Origin of the sequence: Pseudomonas sp. RIT-562, from assembly GCF_026241895.1 — a bacterium.
GTDB classification, from domain to species: Bacteria; Pseudomonadota; Gammaproteobacteria; order Pseudomonadales; family Pseudomonadaceae; genus Aquipseudomonas; species Aquipseudomonas mandelii_F.
Genome location: NZ_JAPJIV010000007.1, coordinates 35,972 through 57,681 on the forward strand (window position 1 = coordinate 35,972; position 21,710 = coordinate 57,681).

Annotated in this window: 22 protein-coding genes and 1 pseudogene; 15 read left to right on the top strand and 8 right to left on the bottom strand. The window is 59.1% G+C overall.

The annotated features are described in order from the left end of the window. Positions 1-71 precede the first annotated feature (71 nt). From ORL50_RS11115 to ORL50_RS11130, 4 genes are read right to left on the bottom strand one after another with little or no spacing between them, the layout of a single operon-like run. Positions 72-1,112 (bottom strand): AbrB family transcriptional regulator, encoded by a 1,041-nt coding sequence (locus ORL50_RS11115; RefSeq protein ID WP_266014110.1) that lies wholly within the window; start codon positions 1,110-1,112, stop codon positions 72-74. Then, positions 1,105-2,619: a tripartite tricarboxylate transporter permease gene (locus ORL50_RS11120; RefSeq protein ID WP_266014113.1), complete on the bottom strand. Its 1,515-nt coding sequence runs from the start codon at positions 2,617-2,619 to the stop codon at positions 1,105-1,107. The genes ORL50_RS11115 and ORL50_RS11120 overlap by 8 nt, the downstream gene beginning before the upstream one ends. Before the next feature lies 1 nt (position 2,620). Further along, a complete protein-coding gene (locus tag ORL50_RS11125) occupies positions 2,621-3,079 on the bottom strand; it encodes a tripartite tricarboxylate transporter TctB family protein (protein ID WP_266014116.1) in 459 nt (152 codons plus the stop codon). A gap of 57 nt (positions 3,080-3,136) precedes the next feature. Continuing rightward, entirely contained in the window at positions 3,137-4,114 is a 978-nt protein-coding gene (locus ORL50_RS11130; RefSeq protein ID WP_416236019.1) for a Bug family tripartite tricarboxylate transporter substrate binding protein, read from the bottom strand. A gap of 366 nt (positions 4,115-4,480) precedes the next feature. Here ORL50_RS11130 and ORL50_RS11135 point away from each other — a divergent pair, with 366 nt between their 5' ends. Together ORL50_RS11135 and ORL50_RS11140 are read left to right on the top strand one after the other, a co-directional pair. Further along, on the top strand, positions 4,481-5,152 hold the full coding sequence (locus ORL50_RS11135) for a response regulator (RefSeq protein WP_247289143.1): 672 nt from the start codon (positions 4,481-4,483) through the stop codon (positions 5,150-5,152). Then, positions 5,145-6,536, top strand: a complete 1,392-nt coding sequence (locus ORL50_RS11140) for a sensor histidine kinase (RefSeq protein WP_266014123.1) — start codon at positions 5,145-5,147, stop codon at positions 6,534-6,536. Before ORL50_RS11135 ends, ORL50_RS11140 begins: the two co-directional genes overlap by 8 nt. Here ORL50_RS11140 and ORL50_RS11145 read toward each other — a convergent pair. Next, complete coding sequence (locus tag ORL50_RS11145; RefSeq protein WP_266014126.1) at positions 6,530-7,351, bottom strand: HDOD domain-containing protein; 822 nt, start codon at positions 7,349-7,351, stop codon at positions 6,530-6,532. The genes ORL50_RS11140 and ORL50_RS11145 overlap by 7 nt on opposite strands. A 39-nt stretch (positions 7,352-7,390) precedes the next feature. Next, positions 7,391-8,332, bottom strand: a complete 942-nt coding sequence (gene ygfZ, locus ORL50_RS11150; protein ID WP_266014129.1) for a CAF17-like 4Fe-4S cluster assembly/insertion protein YgfZ — start codon at positions 8,330-8,332, stop codon at positions 7,391-7,393. Positions 8,333-8,481: 149 nt separating this feature from the next. On the opposite strand from ygfZ, the gene ORL50_RS11155 reads away from it, so the two are divergent. Both ORL50_RS11155 and ORL50_RS11160 read left to right on the top strand, forming a co-directional pair. Beyond that, on the top strand, positions 8,482-8,736 hold the full coding sequence (locus tag ORL50_RS11155) for an FAD assembly factor SdhE (protein ID WP_266014132.1): 255 nt from the start codon (positions 8,482-8,484) through the stop codon (positions 8,734-8,736). Continuing rightward, the gene (locus ORL50_RS11160) at positions 8,720-9,172 is read left to right on the top strand and encodes a protein YgfX (protein WP_266014135.1); all 453 of its coding nucleotides are present in this window, start codon (positions 8,720-8,722) and stop codon (positions 9,170-9,172) included. The genes ORL50_RS11155 and ORL50_RS11160 overlap by 17 nt, the downstream gene beginning before the upstream one ends. Here ORL50_RS11160 and ORL50_RS11165 read toward each other — a convergent pair. Then, positions 9,141-9,332: pseudogene (locus ORL50_RS11165) on the bottom strand (L-aspartate oxidase); the annotation flags it as partial. The gene ORL50_RS11160 and the pseudogene ORL50_RS11165 sit on opposite strands and share 32 nt — an antisense overlap. A 43-nt stretch (positions 9,333-9,375) precedes the next feature. Here ORL50_RS11165 and ORL50_RS11170 point away from each other — a divergent pair. From ORL50_RS11170 to ORL50_RS11200, 7 genes are all read left to right on the top strand, one after another. Then, positions 9,376-10,809, top strand: coding sequence for a tyrosine-type recombinase/integrase (locus ORL50_RS11170; RefSeq protein WP_323055223.1), 1,434 nt, complete (start codon positions 9,376-9,378; stop codon positions 10,807-10,809). Between the two features lie 53 nt (positions 10,810-10,862). Beyond that, on the top strand, positions 10,863-11,369 hold the full coding sequence (locus ORL50_RS11175; protein WP_266014140.1) for a BRO-N domain-containing protein: 507 nt from the start codon (positions 10,863-10,865) through the stop codon (positions 11,367-11,369). 87 nt (positions 11,370-11,456) lie between these two features. Further along, positions 11,457-11,990 (top strand): hypothetical protein, encoded by a 534-nt coding sequence (locus ORL50_RS11180; protein WP_266014142.1) that lies wholly within the window; start codon positions 11,457-11,459, stop codon positions 11,988-11,990. A 200-nt stretch (positions 11,991-12,190) separates the two neighbouring features. After that, positions 12,191-12,514: a hypothetical protein gene (locus ORL50_RS11185; protein ID WP_266014145.1), complete on the top strand. Its 324-nt coding sequence runs from the start codon at positions 12,191-12,193 to the stop codon at positions 12,512-12,514. Positions 12,515-12,828: 314 nt separating this feature from the next. After that, the gene (locus tag ORL50_RS11190; protein ID WP_266014148.1) at positions 12,829-13,224 is read left to right on the top strand and encodes a hypothetical protein; all 396 of its coding nucleotides are present in this window, start codon (positions 12,829-12,831) and stop codon (positions 13,222-13,224) included. Between the two features lie 46 nt (positions 13,225-13,270). After that, positions 13,271-14,287 carry a hypothetical protein gene (locus ORL50_RS11195; protein ID WP_266014150.1) on the top strand — a complete coding sequence of 339 codons (1,017 nt, stop codon included), beginning with the start codon at positions 13,271-13,273 and terminating at the stop codon, positions 14,285-14,287. 345 nt (positions 14,288-14,632) lie between these two features. Next, positions 14,633-15,385: a Rha family transcriptional regulator gene (locus tag ORL50_RS11200; RefSeq protein WP_266014153.1), complete on the top strand. Its 753-nt coding sequence runs from the start codon at positions 14,633-14,635 to the stop codon at positions 15,383-15,385. Positions 15,386-15,687: 302 nt separating this feature from the next. On the opposite strand, the gene nadB is transcribed toward ORL50_RS11200, so the two are convergent. Then, entirely contained in the window at positions 15,688-17,304 is a 1,617-nt protein-coding gene (gene nadB / locus ORL50_RS11205) for an L-aspartate oxidase (protein ID WP_266014157.1), read from the bottom strand. 560 nt (positions 17,305-17,864) lie between these two features. On the opposite strand from nadB, the gene rpoE reads away from it, so the two are divergent. The 4 genes from rpoE (at position 17,865) to ORL50_RS11225 (ending at position 21,645) form a co-directional block, all read left to right on the top strand. Continuing rightward, complete coding sequence (gene rpoE, locus ORL50_RS11210) at positions 17,865-18,446, top strand: RNA polymerase sigma factor RpoE/AlgU (RefSeq protein ID WP_007944079.1); 582 nt, start codon at positions 17,865-17,867, stop codon at positions 18,444-18,446. Between the two features lie 31 nt (positions 18,447-18,477). Then, positions 18,478-19,065, top strand: a complete 588-nt coding sequence (locus ORL50_RS11215; RefSeq protein WP_266014194.1) for a sigma-E factor negative regulatory protein — start codon at positions 18,478-18,480, stop codon at positions 19,063-19,065. Between the two features lie 8 nt (positions 19,066-19,073). Next, entirely contained in the window at positions 19,074-20,030 is a 957-nt protein-coding gene (locus tag ORL50_RS11220) for a MucB/RseB C-terminal domain-containing protein (RefSeq protein WP_266014197.1), read from the top strand. A 181-nt stretch (positions 20,031-20,211) separates the two neighbouring features. After that, complete coding sequence (locus ORL50_RS11225; protein WP_266014199.1) at positions 20,212-21,645, top strand: DegQ family serine endoprotease; 1,434 nt, start codon at positions 20,212-20,214, stop codon at positions 21,643-21,645. Positions 21,646-21,710: the final 65 nt, after the last annotated feature.

Consider the following 21,710-nt stretch of genomic DNA (forward strand, 5'->3'; position numbering starts at 1 on the left):
CGAGTTGGCCCCGATCGCGAGCAGGCTCATGTAGGAGTGAGCCTGCTCGCGATCGGGGCAACCCGGTCTATTCAGACAGAACCCGGCTGCCGATTCCAATACCTGAACAACGGCTCCGCCAGAAACAGCACAAACAACAACCGCATCACCTGCATCGCCGTCACCAGCGGCACCGACAGCTGCAGGGTTTCGGCGGTCAGGCTCATCTCGGCAATCCCGCCGGGCATCATCCCCAGGGTCAGCGAACGCAAGTCCAGGTGGGTCAGGGCACTGAGCCCCAGTGCCGCCAGCGTGGCGATCAGCATGGTCAGGACGGTACCGATCAAGGTACGGCCCATGAACGATGGCGCACGCCGAAAAAACTGCCGGTTGAAATGACAGCCCAGGCCGCTGCCGATCAACCATTGGCCGATCTGACTGCCGCCGTCCGGCAGGCCGATGTGCAGGTCCCAACCGATACTCACGGCTGAGGTGACCAGCAATGGGCCGAACAGCCACGGGTTGGGTTGGCGCAAAAACTCCCAGACCCAGGCGGCTGCGGCGCCTGCCGGGAACAGCAGGGCCAGCCACCACCAGCTGACTGCCGCCGGATGAAACACCGGTGCTGCGTCGCCCAGCAGATACTTGAACGCCGCCGGCACACACAGCACCACCACCAGTACCCGCAGACTCTGCCCCGCAGCAACACGGCTCAACACCGCGCCATTGCGTGCGCCGAGATTGACCATCTCGCCAGAACCACCGGGCATGCTGGAAAAGAACGCAGTGGCGCGATCCTCACCGGTGCGCCGCATCAGCCAGACGCCGACTACCGCAGACAGGCTGGTGACCAGTGCGCCAAAGAAGATCAGGCCAAAGTGACTGAGCACCTGTTCCATCACCACCGGGGTGAAGTGCAGGCCGATACCGATACCGATGATCCACTGGCCGCATTTGCGGCCGCCAGGGATCTCCGCCAACTGCCACGGCGTCAGGCAGCGCACCAGGATGATCGCCAGCAACGAGCCGACCATCCACGGCAACGGCCAGCCAACCAGACTGGCAAGATAACCGCCCAGCGCGCCAACCAGCGGCGTACCCCACCAGGCGGTGAAAGGTGGTCGATCAGACATCGGCGACTGCGCGACGAGCGACCGAACGTTTGCGCCAGATCCGCAGCAACGGCATCAACAGCATCAGCGCCGTGAGTATCCAGACACCGAAGGTGATCGGGCTGGACCAGAGGATTTCCAGCGCGCCATTGGAGATCGACAGCGCGCGCCGCAGATTCTGCTCCATCAGGCCACCGAGGATGAAACCCAACAGTACCGGCGACAGCGGGAAGTCCAGCTTGCGCAGGATGTAGCCGAAGATGCCGATGCCGATCATCAGGAACAGGTCGAAGGTGGTGGCGTGCACCGCGTAGACACCGATCCCGGTGATGATGGCGATCACCGGCACCAGTGCCCAGTTCGGCACGGACAGGATGCGGGTGAAGATGCGGATCATCGGGATGTTGAGGATCACCAGCATGATGTTGGCGATGAACAACGACGCGATCAGCCCCCAGACGATGTCTGGCTGTTGCTGGAACAGCAGGGGGCCAGGGGTGATGTTGTACAGCGACAAGGCGCCGATCATCACCGCCGTGGTGCCTGAACCGGGAACGCCCAGGGTCAGCATCGGCACCAGCGCGCCGCACGCCGAAGCGCCGATGGCAGTTTCCGGTGCCGCCAGGCCGCGCATGTCGCCCTGGCCAAAAGTCCCCTTGGCCCCGGCGATACGCTTTTCGGTCATGTAGGCCACGGCGCTGGCCAGGGTGGCGCCGGCACCCGGCAACACGCCCATGATGAAACCAAGCAGGCCGCAACGAATGTTCACCACGAACACCGAAGACGCTTCCTTGAAATTGAACATCATGCGCCCGGTGGCTTTCACCGCTTCCTGGCCGCGATGGGTTTTTTCCAGCAGCAGGAGGATTTCACTGATGGAGAACAGGCCCAGCACCAGCACCACGAATTGAATGCCGTCGGTGAGGTGGATGTTGTCTCCGGTGAATCGATAGACCCCGCTGTTGGCGTCGATGCCGACCGTGGACAGGAACAGGCCGATCAACGCCGCAATAAAGGTCTTCAGCGGCCTGTTGCCTGCCATACCGCCGAGGCAGACAATCGCAAACACCATCAGCACGAAGTATTCCGCCGGGCCGAAGGCGATGGCCCATTTCGCCAATAGTGGCGCGAACAACACCATGCCGCAGGTGGCGATAAACGCGCCGATGAACGAACTCCAGGCCGACAGCGACAGTGCCACACCGGCCAGGCCTTTGCGTGCCATCGGGTAGCCGTCGAGGGTGGTCATCACGGTGGAGGCTTCGCCCGGGATGTTCAGCAGAATCGAACTGATCCGACCGCCGTATTCGCAACCCAGGTACACCGCCGCCAGCAGGATCAGCGCCGACTCCGGCGGCAGGCCGAGGGCAAACGCGATCGGGATCAGCAACGCTACGCCATTGATCGGGCCCAGGCCCGGCAACAGGCCGACGACGGTGCCGATCAGCGTGCCGCACAGCGCAGTCACCAGGTTGTACGGGCTCAGCGCGACGCCGAAGCCCTGGCCCAAATAGCCGAAAGTATCCATATCAGTTCTCCAGAACGTCGAGCAGGCCCAGGGGCAACGGCACGTCCATCAACTTGTCGAACAGCAGGTAGAGACCAATGCTCATCAGCGTCGTCACCATGATGCTCGGCCCCCAGCGACCGCCGTACAGGCGCGCCATCGGAATGCCGATGAGGATGCTGCTGAGGATGAAGCCCAGCGGTTCGAACAGGCCGGCGAAGATCAGCAGCAACACCACGCAGATGCCGATCTTGTTCAGGGTTTCGCGGTCGAGCTTGGGGTCATCGTCGCTGTGCACGATCGGCGTCGGGCGAAACAGCATGTACAGCAGGCCCAGCCCCATCAAGCCGAGCATCAGCAGCGGAAAGGCTCGCGGGCCCACCGGTTCGTAGGAAAAAGCCGCCTGGTACGGCCACGCCATGAGTGCCAGGCCGACGCAAGCCAGCAACAGCACTGAAGCAAAAATGCGTTGTAAGAGCATGGAAAACTCCTGGGCCACCACCCCGGAACCGGGGTCGCAGCCGCTAGACAGGGACGATCACTGGATCAGGCCGAACTCTTTGGCCAGCACTTTGTAGTCCGCCACCTGCTTCTTCACGTAGGTGTCCAGCTCGGGGCCGGTCAGGGCGAAGGGGAAGAGCTCGCGCTGATCGCGCAACTTGGCGAACTCGTCGGAAGCCAGGAGTTTGTCGAAGGAGTCTTTCCACCAGGCGTAATCTTCGTCACTGACCTTCGGCCCCAGGTAGAAGCCGCGAACCACTGGCCAGACGATGTCGTAGCCTTGTTCCTTGGCGGTCGGAATGTCTTTCATTTCCGGCTCGTCCAAACGCTTCTCGGAGAACACCGCCAGCAGGCGCATGTCGCCACTCTGGATATGCGGCATGGAGTCGGAGATGTCGGTGCTGCCGACCTGGATGTGCCCGCCCAGCAATGCCGTGGCGATTTCACCACCGCCTTCGAGTGCGACGTAACGCAGGTCCCGCGGGTTGATCCCGGCGGCCTTGGCGATCAGCGCGGTTTGCATCCAGTCCTGACTGCCGACGGTGCCGCCGGAGCCAATCACCACTTTGCTCGGATCTTTTTTCAGCGCCTGGACCAGATCGTCGAGGGTCTTGTAGGGCGAATCGCTTTTCACTGCGATCGCGCCATAGCTGGTGCCGACCGCTGCCAGCCAGCGCACTGCGTTCTCGTCAAAGCGACCGAACTTGCCCTGGGCCAGGTTCAGCAGCGAACCGCTGGACCAAGCCACTAGCGTGCCGGCGTCGGCGGGACGCTGGGCGACCACCGCGTTGTACGCCACTGCGCCGACTCCGCCGGGCATGTAGGTCACGCGCATCGGCTTGCTCAGCAGCTTCTGGTTGACCAGGGCGCTTTGCACCAGTTTGCACGTCAGGTCGAAACCGCCACCGGGCGAGGCTGGGGCGATGCATTCCGGGCGCTTGGGCTCGGCCATGAGCTGGCCAGCAAAGAACATGCAGCTGGCGGCGAGGGCAAAACGGCGCAGTGATCGATTCATGGTGTCTCCACAGGAGTTATTGTTTTTGGAATGTTTCAGGCGAAGCGGTTTCGCACCGGGCAAGCGGTGTCGATAGGTTTTTTAAAGCGGATAGAAGGCGCCTGGCGGCATCGGGAGGGCATGGTGCAGTACCTCGGTTATTGTTCTTATTGGCGAAAACGCTTCAAGGCGTTTTTCGGGAGCTACATTTCACAGCACGGGTGGATGGCTTGCAGTCGAAACCATCCGTGGGCCGACTGTAACGGGCCAACCTTTCGCTAACCTTTCAGCGAGCTTTCACGGTTTTGCTGCTTCACAGCGCCGGATCGGGCTGTAAACTTCGCGCCAAAGAATGGCGTCGACCATCCCTGAACGAGGTAAAGATCCATGCGTGTCCTGCTCGTCGAAGACCATTTGCAGCTTGCCGAAAGTGTCGCCCAGGCGCTGAAAAGCACGGGACTGACCGTGGACGTGCTACACGATGGCGTGGCGGCGGACCTGGCCTTGAGCAGCGAGGATTACGCCATGGCGATCCTCGACGTCGGGCTGCCGCGCATGGATGGCTTCGAAGTGCTGGCGCGCCTGCGCTCCCGGGGCAAGAACCTGCCCGTGCTGATGCTGACCGCGCGCAGCGACGTCAAGGACCGGGTGCACGGCCTCAACCTCGGCGCCGACGACTACTTGGCCAAGCCCTTTGAGCTGACCGAACTCGAGGCCCGCGTCAAAGCCCTGTTGCGTCGCAGCGTGCTGGGCGGCGAGCGCCAGCAGACCTGCGGCGTGCTGTCCTACGACCTCGACACTCGACGCTTCACCCTTGCCGAAGAACTGCTGACCCTGACTTCCCGTGAACAGGCGGTGCTCGAAGCGCTGATCGCCCGGCCGGGGCGGGTGATGAGCAAGGAGCAACTGGCCTCCCAGGTATTCGGCCTGGACGAGGAAGCCAGCCCCGACGCAATCGAAATCTACGTACATCGCCTGCGTAAGAAACTCGATGGCCAACCGGTCGCCATCGTGACCTTCCGCGGCCTCGGATACTTGCTGGAAAGCCGCGATGCATAAGCCCAGCAGCCTGCGCTGGCGGTTGCTGTGGAACCTGGCGTTATTGCTGGTGGTGCTGATGCTGGCCAGCGGCCTGAGCGCTTACTGGAATGGGCGCGAGGCCGCCGACACGGCCTACGACCGCACCCTGCTGGCCTCGGCGCGGACTATCGCGGCCGGGGTCTCCCAGATCGACGGCACCCTCAGCGCGGACGTGCCCTACGTCGCCCTCGACACCTTCGCCTACGACAGCGCCGGACGCATTTTCTACCTGGTCAACGACATCAACCAGAAACTGATCTCCGGCTACGAAAACCTGCCGCCCCCACCTCCGGGCACCCCGCGCACCGACGATTATCCTGCCCTCGCGCGGTTCTACAATGCCAAGTACCAGGGCCAGAATGTGCGGGTGGTCAGCCTGCTCAAGCCGGTGAGCGAGCCGAACATGAACGGCATGGCCGAGATCCGCGTCGCCGAAACCGATGAGGCCAGGGTCGATATGGCCCGCAGTCTCGCGGCAGACACCTTGCTGCGCTTGGGCATGCTGGCGATCGGGGCGCTGTTGATGGTGTGGTTTGCAGTAAGCGCTGCGTTGCGACCGCTGGAGCGCTTGCGCACGGCGGTGGAAGAGCGGCAACCAGACGACTTGCGACCGCTGCCATTGGTGGAGGTACAGCACGAACTCTGGCCCCTGGTGCGTGCGCTCAACCATTTCACCGAGCGCCTGCGCGGGCAGTTCGAGCGCCAGGCGCAATTTATCGCCGATGCCGCCCATGAATTGCGCACGCCGCTGGCAGCGCTCAAGGCGCGGCTGGAACTGGGCTTGCGCGCGAGCGAGCCGCAGACCTGGCGCAGCACCCTGGAAACCGCCGCCCAGGGCACCGATCGCCTGACCCATCTGGCTAACCAGCTGCTGTCACTGGCCAGGGTCGAAAACGGCGCCCGGGCGATTGCCGAGGGCGGCGCGCAACTGCTTGATCTCAGCCAGCTGGCCCGGGAATTGGGCATGGCCATGGCTCCCCTGGCCCATGCGCGTGGCGTCGCGTTGGCGCTGGAGGCGGATGAGCCGGTGTGGTTGCGCGGCGAGCCGACGCTGTTGAATGAACTGCTGAGTAACCTGGTGGATAACGCGCTGGCTCACACGCCATCAGGCGGTAATGTGATTCTGCGGGTCACTGCGCCGGCGGTGTTGGAGGTCGAGGACGATGGCCCGGGAATTCCCCTTGAGGAACGCGAGCGGGTGTTTGAGCGGTTCTATCGACGCAACCAGCAAGTCGCCGGGTCGGGATTGGGCCTGGCGATTGTCGGCGAGATCTGCCGTGCGCACCTGGCGCAGATCAGCCTGCATGATGGCGAACAGGCAGGTTTGAAAGTGCGGGTAAGTTTTATCAGCCCTGATCAGTAAAACATCGACCGCGACTCTTCCAGGTCCCTGGCCAGCGTCTCGCTCTGCGGATCAATTCCCAGCTTCCTGAACGCCGGGACTTCGAAGGCATCGACCCGGGCCAATGGATGGTCGCTGTTCTTGTGGCAGTACAAACTGGCGACCTGCACCACATCGACATAGTCCAAGCGATCGGAATCGCGCTGCAGATCCAGGTACAGCCCAGGGATCTGCACCAGCTTTTCGGGGAATTCCCAGACCCTGAGCAGCTTGTTGCCGATCAGCGGATGGATCTGGTCGATCACGTGATTGAGGCTGACCGAGTCGGCGAGCAGTTCATTGTGGTCTTCGGCATAGGTCAGGATCGGCAGCACGCCGATCTGGTGCACCAATCCGCCAAGCGCGGCCTGATCCGGCTTGAGCTGGGTGTAGCGACGGCACAACGCATAGCTGACGCCGGCGATTTCCAGGCTCTTGCGCCAGACTTCGCGCATTTTCTGTTCGACCACCTCGGAACGGGCATTGAAGATCTGTTCCATCACCAGGCCGATGGCCAGGTTGCTGCTGTAGTTGACGCCCAGGCGGGTGATCGCCGTGTGCAGGTCGGTGACTTCCTGGGTGGCGCGCAGCAGCGGGCTGTTGACGACCTTGATCAGGCGCGCCGACAACGCCGTATCACGGCCAATCACTTTGCTCAGGGCACTGACACTGATTTCCGGATCTTCCGCAGCCTTGCGAATCTGCAAGGCCACTTCCGGCAACGTTGGCAGAACCAGGTCATCGTTATCGATGGCCGCAACCAAATCCTGTTGGACCTTTTCCGCCAGCTTGCTCATTTCGTCTATCCAGGGGAAGTATTGCGACAGGTGCTGCCTTCAGCGCTGGATTTCGCGGTCGCGATCCAGCTCGTAAGGCAGGTCCAGCAAGGTCAGGGCAGGCCCTTCGAGGCTGCCCAGGTGAATCTCACCACCTTCCGCTGCTTCGGCTTGCAATACCGCCAGTAGTTCAATGTTTTGCCCGGCCTGTGCCGCGATTACCACTTCGCCGATGGCGCTGCCATGGCTCGGGGAAAACAGCGGTGCGCCAGGTTCCGGCAATTCACTGGCGGACAATTGCAGGCGATACAGGCGGCGTTTGAGTTTGCCCAGGTACTGCATGCGCGCGACGATTTCCTGGCCGGTGTAGCAGCCTTTCTTGAAACTCACACCACCGATGGCTTGCAGGTTGAGCATCTGCGGGATGAACAGCTCGCGGGTGCCGGCCATGACCTGGCCGATCCCGGCGCGAATCTGGCCCAGCAGCCACTGATTGAGCTCGCCCTCGGCCAGCAGCGAACCCAGCTGGTTTTTCACCGCATCGGCCTGATCGGCAGGTACCCAGAGTTCGGCGCGGTCGGGCGAGACCCGGATGGCAATGATCGCGCCGTGGCGCGCGACACTGTCGGTGCCTGCCGGCAGGTCGAGACCCAAGGCGCTCAATGCAGCATCGCCATGCTCCAGGCCAAAGCGCGCCCAGGCGGCGCTTTCATCGGTCAACTTGGATTGGGAAAACACCGCGTATTTTTTCAGGTCCGCCAACTGCGGCTCCAGCAGCTCGCTGGCCATGGCCATGAGCACGCCGTCACCTTCCAGCAGGATGCGAAAGCTCGATTGCATCCGGCCTTTTTGCGTGCAGCGTGCACCCAGGCTGGCCTGGTTATCACTGAGGTAGTTGAGGTTGCAGGTCAACTGGCCTTGCAGGAATTTGCTGGCGTCAACGCCGCGGACCGCGAGTACGCCTTCGTGAGACAGGGTGCAGAAAAAAGCAGAATCGGCCATGGGTCATCGCAGGGTAAAGAGTCTGGAGCACATCATAAGGGTGTGCCCTCGAAATGGGTAGTTCACAAAAGCCCGGGGACGCCCGACCAAAGCCCAGTGTCCCGCCGAGCAGGGGTCTGTATACTTGCGGGCTATTTGAGGAGCGCTACATGGTCGAACAAGTTGAACTCAATCGCCTTTACTGGCACAGCCGCCGCGGTATGCTCGAACTTGACGTGTTGCTGGTGCCGTTCGTCAAGGAGGTTTATCCGCAGCTGAACCAGGTTGATCGCGACCTCTACGTGCGATTGCTCGAGTGCGAAGACCAGGACATGTTCGGCTGGTTCATGGAGCGCGCCGAATCGGAAGACCCGGAGCTGCAGCGCATGGTCCGAATGATCCTGGATCGTGTCCAGCCCAAGTAATCTGTTCGAATGCCGCTGGCACGCCTCTAGGCAGTTGCTGGCGGCCTATCTGTTGGCCCAGCTGCTCGCGCTGGGTTCGTTGTTGCTGCTGACCATTCCACTTTGGGCGACTGCGCTTGGCGTGCTGCTGTACTTGGCCCAGGCGATCTGGGTGGTGCCGCGGCAGATCCTGTTTAGCCACCCGCAAGCCTTTCGCGGGCTTCGCCGTGATGCCGATGGCTGGCAATTATGGAGTGAGGCTGGAGGCTGGCAAGCGGTGCAGTTGCGGCCGGAAAGCCTGGCGCTGCCGCTGATCGTGGTGCTGCGATTTCGCCTGCGCGGCGAGCGCCGGGTTCGCTCGGTGTGCGTGCCCCGGGATTCGCAGGCGGCGGATGTCCATCGCCGCCTGCGGGTCCGGCTGACGTTCAGTCGGCGTAGGTGGGCGGCACCAGAATAGTGTCCAGCGCCTGCGGCAACAGGTTCGGGTGGTCGAGCGTGTAGTGCAGGCCGCGACTTTCCTTGCGTTCCATGGCTGAGCGGATCATCAGTTCTGCAACCTGGGCCAGGTTGCGTAATTCGATCAGGTCCCGGCTGACTTTATAGTTGCTGTAGAACTCGACTCTTTGAGGCTAAACCCAATGGATACAGGGGTTTCAGCCGATGACCATCAACCAGCACTCCCAAACTGGGACAAACCTGTTACAAACTGCCCTCGCCAAGCCGTACCACTATCGCCGGTCTGGTCGCTATTACCTTCGCCTTCGCCCTCAAGGCACCGCTAAGGGTTTCTTCACGCTATCGCTCAGGACGACCGACAAGGCCACCGCAATGACCATCTCCCAAGAAATCCTTCAGACCCTCAAGGCGTACCACTTCGACAACCCTGAGGCCACTTGGGACGAACTCCGTGAGCGCCTCATAGACATCGCTGAGCACAGCTTGACGATGGCCTTCGGGGATAGCTCGCTGGTCGCCTACGAGATGATCAATGATGAGCACCATCAGGCTCTCCGTGAGGCGAGCGCTAAGATGCCCTTGAGCGTCAATCAGCAACGGGCTGTGAGCAAGGCACTGGAGATCATTGAGGCGTCTCAGGATCGGATGAAGGGCAGACCGGGAAAGCTGGTAGGGATCGTTAGGGACCTCAAGGCTGAGGGTTGTGGCACGTCTGTAGCCCTGTCTCCGTCCCTATCTGTATTACCGTCTCAGGCGCTGACCTTCAAGGCCCTCTCAGAGCTCTACTTGGATGAGCACAAGGAGCATGCGGGGAAAGGGACCATACGAGACGTGAAGTCCTCTTGTAAGACCATCGCTGAGATCCTCGGTGACTTGGACCTGAAGACCCACACGCGGGAGGACATGAAGAACCTCAAGGCCAAGCTCTCGATGGGTCGGACGGCTTCGACGGTGGGTAAGATTCTGGGCACTCTGTCAACGGTGATGAAATGGGCAGTGAATAATGACTATCTCAATAAGGCGCTTACTGAGGGTCTCAAGCCAACCAAAGGGGCCGACAGTGCCCGTGAGGCGTTCTCTCAGGTTCAGGTCAACAGCCTCATGGCCCACGCTAAGACTCTCCCGGTGGACGCATGGCAACGTTGGGCGCTGTCCCTTGGGGTTATCACTGGGACTCGCATTGAGGAACTCCGGCAGTTGACCAAGGCTGACGTTAAGCAGGTCGCTGGTGTTTGGGTGATCGACATCAACCGAAACGATGGTAAGACAGCCAAGACCAAGAACGCCTTGAGGGTCGTCCCGCTGACCGATGGGGCGTATGGGTTTGATCTTCAGGCGTTCCTTGAGTTTGTCGATAAGGCCGACTCTCGGTTGTTCACGTTGGGCGCTGGTCAGTTCTCTGTGTTGCTCAATGGGACCCTTCGGGATGTCTTAGGTTTGAAGGCAGACCGGACCCAGACCTTCCATTCCTTGAGGCATTCGCTGGCAGGCGCAATGAAGGCCGCTGAGGTCCCAGTGGGCACCGCTGAGTCCATCTTGGGTCACGCTTCGGGGTCAATCAGCTATGACCTGTACGGGGCTGGCAGTGGGGTAGAGGTTACAAGAATGGCTGAGGCGCTGAAGACAGCCCTGCTCTGATGGGTGAAGGGTCTGCCGCTTGTCGGTGGACCTACTTTGAAAAGCGCAATTTCATGGGTATCGAGCTGGACGTTCTGGTGGGCCACCCTGAGCACGACCTGTTGTTTGTGGCTACTCAAGTGGCCCGAGCGGCTGGCTTGAAGAACCCGCACATGAGTGCCACGAAGTACAGGCACCTCAAGGTAAATGCAGGGCGTAAGTTCCTAACGGTTAGCGCTATCGTCGATGCCTATACCGAAAGTAGAGACTTGCAGGAAAGCATTGCAGGAAACAGAAAGGCCCTTCAAGACTCCACCATGCTCTTCGTGGAGGCTGATGTTTATCAGATCCTAATGCGTGGCAGTGCCCCACAATCTGAGCCCTTCCGTAAGTGGGTCACCGAGGAAGTCCTTCCGACCATCCGCAAGACCGGCAAGTATGATGCTGAGCAGTCCACCAACCCGATTGCAATGGGGCTCATGGATGAGCTCAAGGCGCTCCGTGGCGCGTCTGTACGTGAAAAGCAGGGCGCTCGCTGGGTCCTGGCCTTGGAGAATTCAAGGAGAGACGCGGCTGTTTGAACCCAGAGGTTACACGGCGGTGACTTAAAAACCCTCACTATTGCGACAGGCACCCAGCTTGTCGATCAGGCAATAGGAGGCCAGCCAATGACTACCGTTCAAAACATAATCAAGACCACCCTCGACACCCGGACGGGGCATGGACTGACGTTCGACATCCGTACAGGTGAAATCCTTGAGAGCCAAAAGGTCACCATAAAGAAGCACACCATCACCACCGATGTGGGCACGCAATGCCGGTTCCCAATCGCTGCCCGCACCTCTGAGGAACTCCTTGAGAGCCTTTCTGTTCACGACCAGTGGATCAACAACCTGACCGTCGAAGCTGACAAGCTGCTGGACCTACTCGAAACGGGAGAGATCACAGCGGGCGCCGTTAAGGTATTCCGACAGATCCTCCTTGGATTGGCTGGCCGGAACATTTGGTTTGGCAAGCTGGCCGACATCGGGACCAAGCGGGAGATCGGAGACTTGACCCGCGCTGGCTTAATCCGTGTGACCCGACAAGGGAAGACGTTGCCCACCAAGGTGGCTGTGCATCCGTGGTATGGCTGGCGCGGCGACCTGATGAGTCGGCAGTCCTATATTGGTGACTGGATCGGCATTGGCAGCGGTGATTGAGGTCAAGGTTCCGAAACTGCTACCAACACATGGCTGGAGACCATAGCCACTGTGGGCCCTCGAAACTGCCTATATATATAAAAGGGCCACTTCAAGTTTCTCATTGAGGCTTATCGACCAGTTCAAAGGGAGAGGGTAATTGTTAATTACAACCCTCATCTCAAAAGGAATCTCTCAAGACATCTTTAAGGAGAACTCACATGACCGGCTATCTGGCAAACGAAACGCTCACTGGAGACGACCTGATCACCTTGTCTCGGGTCTTCCCACCAGCTTCACGTCCACAACTGATCATCCTTCGAGACCTTCTGAATAACCGCAAAGCTGCCTACAGAATCTATGAGAACGGAATGGTCTCCTTCGATATTGACGCTCTGGTTCGAGAAGCATCCTTGAAGTGCTCCGCAAAGACCGCCTTGAGGGTCTCCGAACTGGTCTCCCTTGGGGTCAACCTCCAGGCGCTCGCCAAGTCGTCTCTGAACATCCCGATGGCTGGCAAGGAGCCAATTTCGATCAGGCTTTAAGGTGCCCGTCAAGTGACCTTTAAAACCCCTCACTATTGTGAGAGACACACAAACCAATAAAAAGATTCTCTCCTTGCTACATCGCCACACCCGTTAGCTGCTCGCCAGCTCACAGCGACCGTCGCCACGGTTGTCCTTAAAGATGCCTCTCAGGCTTGCCATGTCCTGTGATCAGCATCAGCCACAAAACCCAAACCAAGAACCTTTTGATCGACCTTGGAAGATGCCCATGCGGCTCCCTCCTTGCCGTCTTGTCGTGCGCGTCTATGGCGCCAAGGTCGATCAAAGGGTCACCTCACAGGAGATCCAACCCAATGAAAATCACTATCACCGAAGTCCTGAAGAATGAAGTCACTGTCTCTGGTCAACCTTTTAGCCGTGAGTATGTCGAGGACGTAATGCTGCCCTTGCTGATGGCCCAATGTGGTCGCAACAACGCCGCTAAGTTCGGCGTTATCAAAGCCTTTGATGAAGCTGGTCTGTCCCTCAAGGCAATCCAAGAGGACGCTCAGGTCTACTTCATGACCAAACGGCAACAGGAAGTGACTCGTGAGCAAGCCCAACGTGAAGCCAACGCGAACGCTGAGCGATGCCGTATCGACACTCCACGTGAGATCGCCGATGCGAAGCGCCAACGCGAAGACCGAGCCGCTGCCATCCGTGAGCACGGTGCCAAGATCATGGCTGCCCGTAAGTCCTCCGGCTGGTAAGACCCCATCACTCCACTCCATTCATCTAATTCAGGAGAACCAAACTATGAAACTGCATAACCAATACGAAGTACCGACCACCTCCCGCGTAACCGTCCGTGACGATGGCTCTGACCATATCGGTGGGTCTATCCACTTCAATGTGGCTGACGTTCGCTCTGAGACTCTTGCGGGCACCGATGCGGGCACCTATGTGACTGCTTTTGTGAGCACCGTTGAGGGCTACCTGAACAGCGATGAGTGGCGTGAGGAAGCTGCTGAGAGAACCCCTTGCGAGTTCCGTCCGGCTGACTCTGAGGCCACTGGTCAACAGATCTTTACCCTTGCTGATCGCTCCGTCACCTTCGATCCTCGCAAGAACTGGGATAACGAGATCATCGCGAAGGGCGAAGTCCTGGCTGGGTCTGTGATCTTCACTGAGCCGACTGATACCGCTCTGATGATCAGCCATCGTGTCTCGATCCTCGATCACACCTTGATTGCAGGCTTCACCGAAGGCGCACTGATGCAGACCGCTGATAAGGCAATGCGTGACATCGAGTTCGCTGCCGCTGGCAAGATCGCAGGCATCCTCTCGACTGCTCCAAGCACTGAGACATTCTCTGAGGCCAAGCCAACCGGCAAACCAGCGGCCATCGCTGAGGACCTCATCGACATCTTGACGATGCACGTTAACCAGACCGTTGGCGTCTCGCTGGCTGACTTCGTGGTCTTACTGCCTGTGTCTCTGGTGGCCGTCCTTGAACGTGCTGCTCAGCGTGCAGGTGTAGAGGATATCGAAGCCCTCATTGGCGCCTCTGTGCAGCCTTACACTGGCACTGACTACGGTCTGTTCCTGCTGCCAAAGATGTTCACCTCTCTGAGCTACCGTGAAGGTCGCAACGGTGACGTGTGGAAGATCCAAGCGACCCGTAACGCAGGTTCCCAAGCATGGGACATTGAGATCATGGCTCGCGTGGACATCGTGGCTAACGGCAAGGTCAAGGTAAAGCTGACCACTGATGGTCTTCAGACTGAGACGGTGGCGTTCCCGATGATCACCAACGTGAAGCTGACTGCCTGACTATGACAGTCCGTCAACGGAATCACTTGAAGTCCCTTCTGATGAACCTCCTTGAGGGGCACTCATGGGAGGGCTCCAAGGCTCTCAGCGGCGCCTATATGGCACGCAACGAGATCAAGCGGTTGGGCTTTAGGGCCTGACTGATAGACGGCTATAAGAGACCCGTAAGGCCGACCCAATGTGGGATCGGCAGGGACTCGCTTCACCCTCTTGCCCGTCGCTGGGCGTCTACATCAAACACAGTCTTTCTGTTTGCTCTCTGCGCCACCGATCAGAGCCCGTCATGGGGTCTGTGTGCTGGTCCGTGGGAGCGAACTCAGAGAGCAAACAAAAGGAAATCATGAAATGAATATGTCCAACACCGTAACTATGACCACCGTTGAAATCGCTGAGCTGACTGGCAAGCGTCATGACAACGTTCTCCGAGATGCCAGAGCTGTTGTCTCTCAAGTTAATGCCCTCAAATCTGAGGCCATTGAAACGGTCTACACCGATGGTCGTAGTCGGGAAAAGCCCATGCTGGTCCTCGACAAGCACCTGACATTCACGTTGATCACCGGCTACGACACTGGCCTCCGTCACAACGTGGTGGGTCGTTGGATCGAACTGGAACAGGCGGCTAATCCAGCCTTTGCCGCTCAGGCCATCACTGAGACCCTCAAGGATCTACAGAGTCGAGTTGACGCCATGGCCCCGGTCTACGATGAGCACGTTCATAAGGGGCGCACAGTGGGTTATAGCTGGCGTGAAGCCTGCCGCCTCGCTGACATCGACCACCCTGACAAGCTGCTGGCCTTGATGGTCACTCAAGGGAAAGCCCGCAAGACAACACAAGGTCACACCCAGCTTCATCCACGATACGAGCAAGCGGGATTCATCAAGACCCTGAAGCCTTCCAATCTCGTCGTATCCAGGAACGGTGGTCACCTGTTCAAGATCACCCATAAGGGCCTCAACGAGTGGCTCAAGACCAAAGCTTCGACCATGAACACTGCTGTCACTGAGGCTGCTAAGCCAAAGGCCGTACAGGATGATCACGGCTATGTGGTCGAGATTGCCGGGGAGAACACCTCAAGGATGACCACCACCGACCTATAACCCACCAATAGGAGAACCTCATGGACCACTTACAGGCCCTTTACTGGGTCTGTCTTGTTGTCCGGCTGGTCTTCTGGCTGTGGGCGCACAGGCCACCGTAAAGACCCTTGGCGTTTTGCCACAAAAATCTGAGACCCCATCTAATAAAGAACAGTCGTCACTATTCCCCCGTGTGCCCTCGCGCAGGTCCGCACAGGCGCCATAGAGACCCTCATGGGCAGGCGATAAGGACCCCAGCGATGGGACAAATGTGAGCCAAAGCTGTTACAAAACGGGCCCTTATGGTGCTACGCTACGGTCTCCTAACGTGCCTCAAAGGCCGGTGTGAGGATCGTATCCTTCGCCTCTGGCAGCATCTCTGGATAGTCCAGCGTGTAGTGCAGACCCCGAGATTCCTTGCGTTCCATGGCAGATCTGATCATCAGTTCCGCTACCTGAGCAAGGTTCCTCAGTTCAATCAAGTCTCTGCTTACTCGGTAGTTGCTGTAGAACTCGTCGATTTCATCGAGCAGCAGGCGTACCCGGTGCTGGGCCCGCTGCAGGCGCTTGTTGGTGCGCACGATGCCTACGTAGTCCCACATGAACCGCCGCAGTTCATCCCAGTTGTGCGCAATGATCACGTCCTCGTCCGAATCGGTGACCTGGCTGGCATCCCAGACCGGCAGGTCGATCGGGATGGCTACCGCAGGCAGCTGTTCGAGAATGTCTGCCGCCGCTGACCGCGCGTAGACAAAACATTCCAGCAGCGAGTTGCTGGCCATGCGGTTGGCGCCGTGCAGCCCGGTGAAACTGGTTTCGCCGATGGCATACAGGCCCGGCACATCGGTGCGACCGTGCTGGTCGACCATCACGCCGCCGCAGGTGTAGTGCGCAGCCGGTACGACCGGGATCGGTTGTTTGGTGATATCGATGGAAAACTCGAGGCAGCGCTCGTAGACCGTCGGGAAGTGGCTCTTGATGAACGCTTCCGGCTTGTGGCTGATGTCCAGGTAGACGCAGTCCACCCCCAGGCGCTTCATTTCATGGTCGATGGCCCGTGCCACGATGTCCCGGGGCGCCAGTTCGGCACGCGGGTCGAAGCGCTGCATGAACCGTTCGCCATTGGGCAGTTTCAGGTGCGCACCTTCACCGCGCAGGGCTTCGGTCACCAGGAAGCTCTTGGCCTGGGGGTGATACAGGCAAGTCGGGTGGAACTGGTTAAACTCCAGGTTGGCCACCCGGCAGCCTGAACGCCAGGCCATGGCAATTCCGTCGCCGCAGGCGCCATCGGGGTTGCTGGTATAGAGGTAAACCTTGGCGGCTCCGCCCGATGCGAGGATCACGAAACGCGCGCCGTAGGTGTCGACTTCCCCGGTGCCGCGGTTGAGTACGTAGGCACCCAGGCAGCGGTCGCCGGCCAGGCCCAGGCGTTTTTCGGTGATCAGGTCGACCGCCACCCGCTGTTCCAGCAGTTCGATATTCGGCCGTTGCTTGGCCTGGGCGAGCAGGGTGCGGAAAATCGCCGCGCCGGTTGCATCAGCGGCATGGATGATGCGCCGATGGCTGTGGCCGCCTTCGCGGGTCAAATGGAATTCGAATCCGCCATCTTCGGTGCCGGACTGCTCATCCCGGGTGAAGGGCACGCCCTGGTCGATCAGCCATTGGATGGCTTCCTTGCTGTGTTCGACGGTAAAACGCACGGCATCTTCGTGGCACAGGCCGCCACCGGCATTCAGCGTGTCGTCGACGTGGGATTCGACAGTATCGGTATCATCCAGGACCGCCGCGACGCCACCCTGGGCCCAGAATGTCGAGCCGTTGGCGAGGTCGCCCTTGCTCAGAACGGCAATGCGCAGATGACCCGGCAAGGTCAGCGCCAGGCTCAAGCCTGCAGCGCCGCTGCCAATTACCAGAACATCGTGTTGAAACTGTTGGCTCATTTCAGAATTCCGCACAAAGCGACCCGAGTCGGGGTTGGCGCAAGACTCCGCAACGGCGAGTCGAGGCAGCCACACAGCCCACTAGTATATAGAGGGGGGGAGCGGCACAATAGCCGAGGTGGCATGGCATTGTGAAACTACCGTGACAGGAAAAATCAGACGCTTCGTCGGATGTTTTTTTCACCGGTTCGGCGACAGGGCGACTGTATCGTGGATTTAACAGTCGTTTTCTGTACACAATTGCCCATTGTTGCGGGTGCAAGGCTGTAAATAATTGGAACTTTTGCCAAAGTGCCAAGATCAATAGACCGTTGCCCGAATCAAGGGACAGTGTCGGCTTCAGTGCAGGATTTGTGTTTCACAGGCCTGCCACGTGAATCCGGCGACAAGATTATTCGCGCAGCCGGGTTGACCCGCGCTGCGCTTTTCGTGCGTGCCAAATCAGAGCCCGCAGGAAACTTGCTTGGAGGGGGAGAACTTTTGCGAAAAGCCCGAGTCTATGTTTGCAAGTCTGGTCGTTTAGTTATGCAAGCCTCCTTCGAGCTTATCGAGGAGTGTTCATGCTAACCCAGGAAGAGGATCAGCAGCTGGTTGAGCGCGTTCAACGCGGCGACAAGCGAGCTTTCGATCTGTTAGTGCTGAAATATCAGCACAAAATTCTCGGGTTGATCGTGCGGTTCGTGCACGACACCCATGAAGCCCAGGATGTGGCACAGGAAGCCTTTATCAAGGCGTACCGTGCACTTGGTAATTTTCGCGGAGACAGCGCGTTTTACACGTGGCTTTACCGCATCGCCATCAACACGGCGAAGAACTATCTGGTTTCACGCGGCCGTCGGCCGCCGGATAGCGATGTCAGTTCCGAAGATGCAGAGTTCTACGATGGCGATCATGGCCTCAAGGATCTCGAGTCCCCAGAACGCGCATTGCTGCGGGATGAGATCGAAGGCACCGTCCATCGGACCATCCAGCAACTTCCAGAAGATTTGCGTACGGCCTTAACTTTACGTGAATTTGATGGTCTGAGTTACGAGGACATTGCAGCAGTCATGCAATGTCCGGTGGGTACCGTGCGCTCCCGGATCTTCCGCGCTCGGGAAGCCATCGATAAAGCCCTGCAGCCGTTGTTGCAGGAAAACTAAAGACAGCGGCGACAGCCAAGAGAGGAACGCCATGAGTCGTGAAGCCCTGCAGGAATCGCTGTCCGCAGTGATGGATAACGAAGCGGACGAACTGGAATTGCGTCGGGTATTAAATGCCTTCGACGATGTTGAAACCCGTGAAACCTGGGCTCGTTATCAAATCGCTCGGGCAGTCATGCACAAGGACCTGCTGCTTCCACGCCTGGATATTGCGGCGGCCGTCTCGGCAGCCCTGGCTGACGAAACCGTACCGGCAAAAGCCACCCGTGGTCCATGGCGCAGCCTTGGTCGCCTGGCTGTAGCTGCGTCCGTGACCGTCGCCGTACTGGCGGGTGTTCGCCTGTACAACCAGGACGAAATCGCTGGTGTCGAACTGGCACAGCAGTCCAATCAGCCGGGTCTGGCCGTTCCTCAGGTCAAGGGTCCAGCAGTATTGGCTGGCTACAGCGAGAGCTCGGAAGCTACTGGCCCTATGGCTAATGGCGTGTTGCAAGGTCAGCCAGGCTGGCATGGTCAGCGTCTGCCTACCTATCTGCGCCAGCATGCCCAGGAAGCTGCAATGAAAGGTACTGAAAGTGCACTGCCATACGCTCGTGCAGCAAGCCTGGAAAACCGTTAAGGAGGATCATGCGCGCCATACCTCTACTTTCGCTTCTGCTTAGTGGCTGGTTCGTTGTTCCAGCCCACGCGGACGAAGCCCAGGACTGGTTGACCCGGCTGGGCCATGCCGAGCAGACGCAAAGCTTTAACGGTACTTTTGTCTACGAGCGTAACGGTAGTTTTTCTACCCACAACATCTGGCACCGTGTCCAGGATGGCAAGGTCCGCGAGCGTTTACTCCAGCTCGACGGCTCGGCTCAGGAAGTCGTACGCGTTGATGGGCATACTCAATGCGTCAGCGGCACCCTGATTGCAGGGCTTGGAGAATCCTCCAAGTCTGCTGCTCGTGCACTTGATCCACAAAAGCTCAAGAATTGGTATGAAATTGCCGTCATCGGCAAATCGCGTGTGGCTGGGCGTCCAGCGGTAATTGTCGCCCTGACGCCACGGGATCAGCATCGATATGGCTTCGAGCTGCATCTGGACAAGGAAACCGGCCTGCCGCTCAAATCATTGTTGTTAAATGACAAGGGCCAGTTGCTGGAGCGTTTCCAGTTCACCCAGCTCAATACTTCCGAAGAACCTTCCGAGCGTGATCTGCAGCCAGGCGCCGACTGTAAAGTCGTTGCCGTGGATAACGACAAGGCTTCGGCAGCGAACGTTGCGCAGTCCTGGCATTCGGATTGGCTGCCGCCTGGTTTTGAACTGGCCAGCAGTTCCGCGCGCAAGGATCCTCAGACCAAGTCTCAGGTCAGTAGCCTGATGTATGACGATGGTCTTGCTCGATTCTCCGTATTCCTCGAACCCCTGAACGGCGCAGCCGTGACCGATACCCGCACCCAGCTGGGCCCTACCGTTGCGGTTTCGCGGCGCTTGACCACCCCTCAAGGCGAAATCATGGTAACGGTCGTTGGAGAAATTCCGATCGGCACCGCAGAGCGAATCGCGCTGTCCATGCGCACCGATGCCACTGCAGCCAAGTAGTGAGTCGATATCGAAATGTTTGGTGAGCATTTCAATTTGCAAAAAAACCCAGAATTTTTTATAGGTCACAGCCTCTCGGCTCTGGCCTTGTTTGTTGTTCCCGGAACAAAAATACCGGCGTATCTTTCCCGGTGTTCCTTGCTCCATATCGCTTAACCATGCTCGTCGTAACGGGAGCCGTATGTCGATACCACGCTTGAAGTCTTACCTTTCCATTTTTGCCACTGTGCTGGTGCTCGGGCAGGCGGTCGCTGTCCAGGCGGTCGAGTTGCCTGATTTCACCCAGTTGGTCGAGCAAGCCTCGCCTGCTGTGGTCAACATCAGCACCACGCAAAAACTGCCGGACCGTAAAGTGTCCGAACAGGACATGCCCGACCTCGAAGGCCTGCCGCCGATGCTGCGCGAGTTCTTCGAACGCGGCATGCCGCAGCCGCGCAGCCCGCGCTCGCCACGGGGTGATCGCCAGCAGGCGCAGTCCCTGGGTTCGGGGTTCATCATCTCGTCTGACGGCTACATCCTCACCAACAACCACGTGATCGCCGATGCCGACGAAATCCTCGTCCGTCTCGCCGACCGCAGTGAACTCAAAGCCAAGCTGATCGGCACCGATCCACGTTCCGACGTGGCCCTGCTGAAAATCGAAGGCAAGGACCTGCCCGTGCTCAAGCTGGGTAAATCCCAGGACCTGAAGGCCGGCCAATGGGTCGTGGCCATCGGCTCGCCGTTCGGCTTTGACCACACCGTGACCCAAGGCATCGTCAGCGCCATTGGTCGCAGCCTGCCGAACGAAAACTATGTGCCATTTATCCAGACCGACGTGCCGATCAACCCGGGTAACTCCGGTGGTCCACTGTTCAACCTGAATGGTGAAGTGGTGGGGATCAACTCACAGATCTACACCCGTTCCGGAGGGTTCATGGGTGTCTCGTTCGCTATTCCGATCGATGTGGCCATGGACGTTTCCAACCAGCTGAAAAGCGGTGGCAAAGTCAGTCGCGGTTGGCTCGGCGTGGTGATCCAGGAAGTGAACAAGGACCTGGCCGAGTCGTTTGGCCTGGACAAGCCGGCCGGTGCACTGGTCGCGCAGATCCAGGATGACGGCCCTGCAGCCAAGGGTGACCTGCGTGTCGGCGACGTGATCCTGACCATGAACGGTCAGCCGATCGTCATGTCTGCGGACCTGCCACACCTGGTGGGCGCGCTGAAAGCAGGCTCCAAGGCCAACCTTGAAGTGATTCGCGACGGCAAGCGCCAGAATGTGGAGCTCACCGTTGGCGCGATCCCGGAAGAAGGCAAGGAGCTGGAAACCCTGGCCAAATCCGGAGTCGAGCGCAGCAGCAATCGCCTGGGTGTGTCCGTGGCCGAGCTGACTGCCGAGCAGAAGAAAACCTATGACCTCAAGGGTGGCGTGATCATCAAGGAAGTCCAGGACGGTCCTGCTTCGATGATTGGCCTGCAGCCTAATGATGTGATCACTCACCTGAACAATCAGGCGATTGGTTCCACTAAAGAGTTCACCGAGATCGCCAAGGCGCTGCCGAAGAACCGCTCGGTGTCGATGCGAGTCCTGCGTCAGGGCCGCGCGAGCTTCATCACCTTCAAACTGGCTGAATAAACCGGTTGCTGGCTGAATAAAAAACCGCCTCGAGAGAGGCGGTTTTTTTTCGTCTGTAGCAGCTG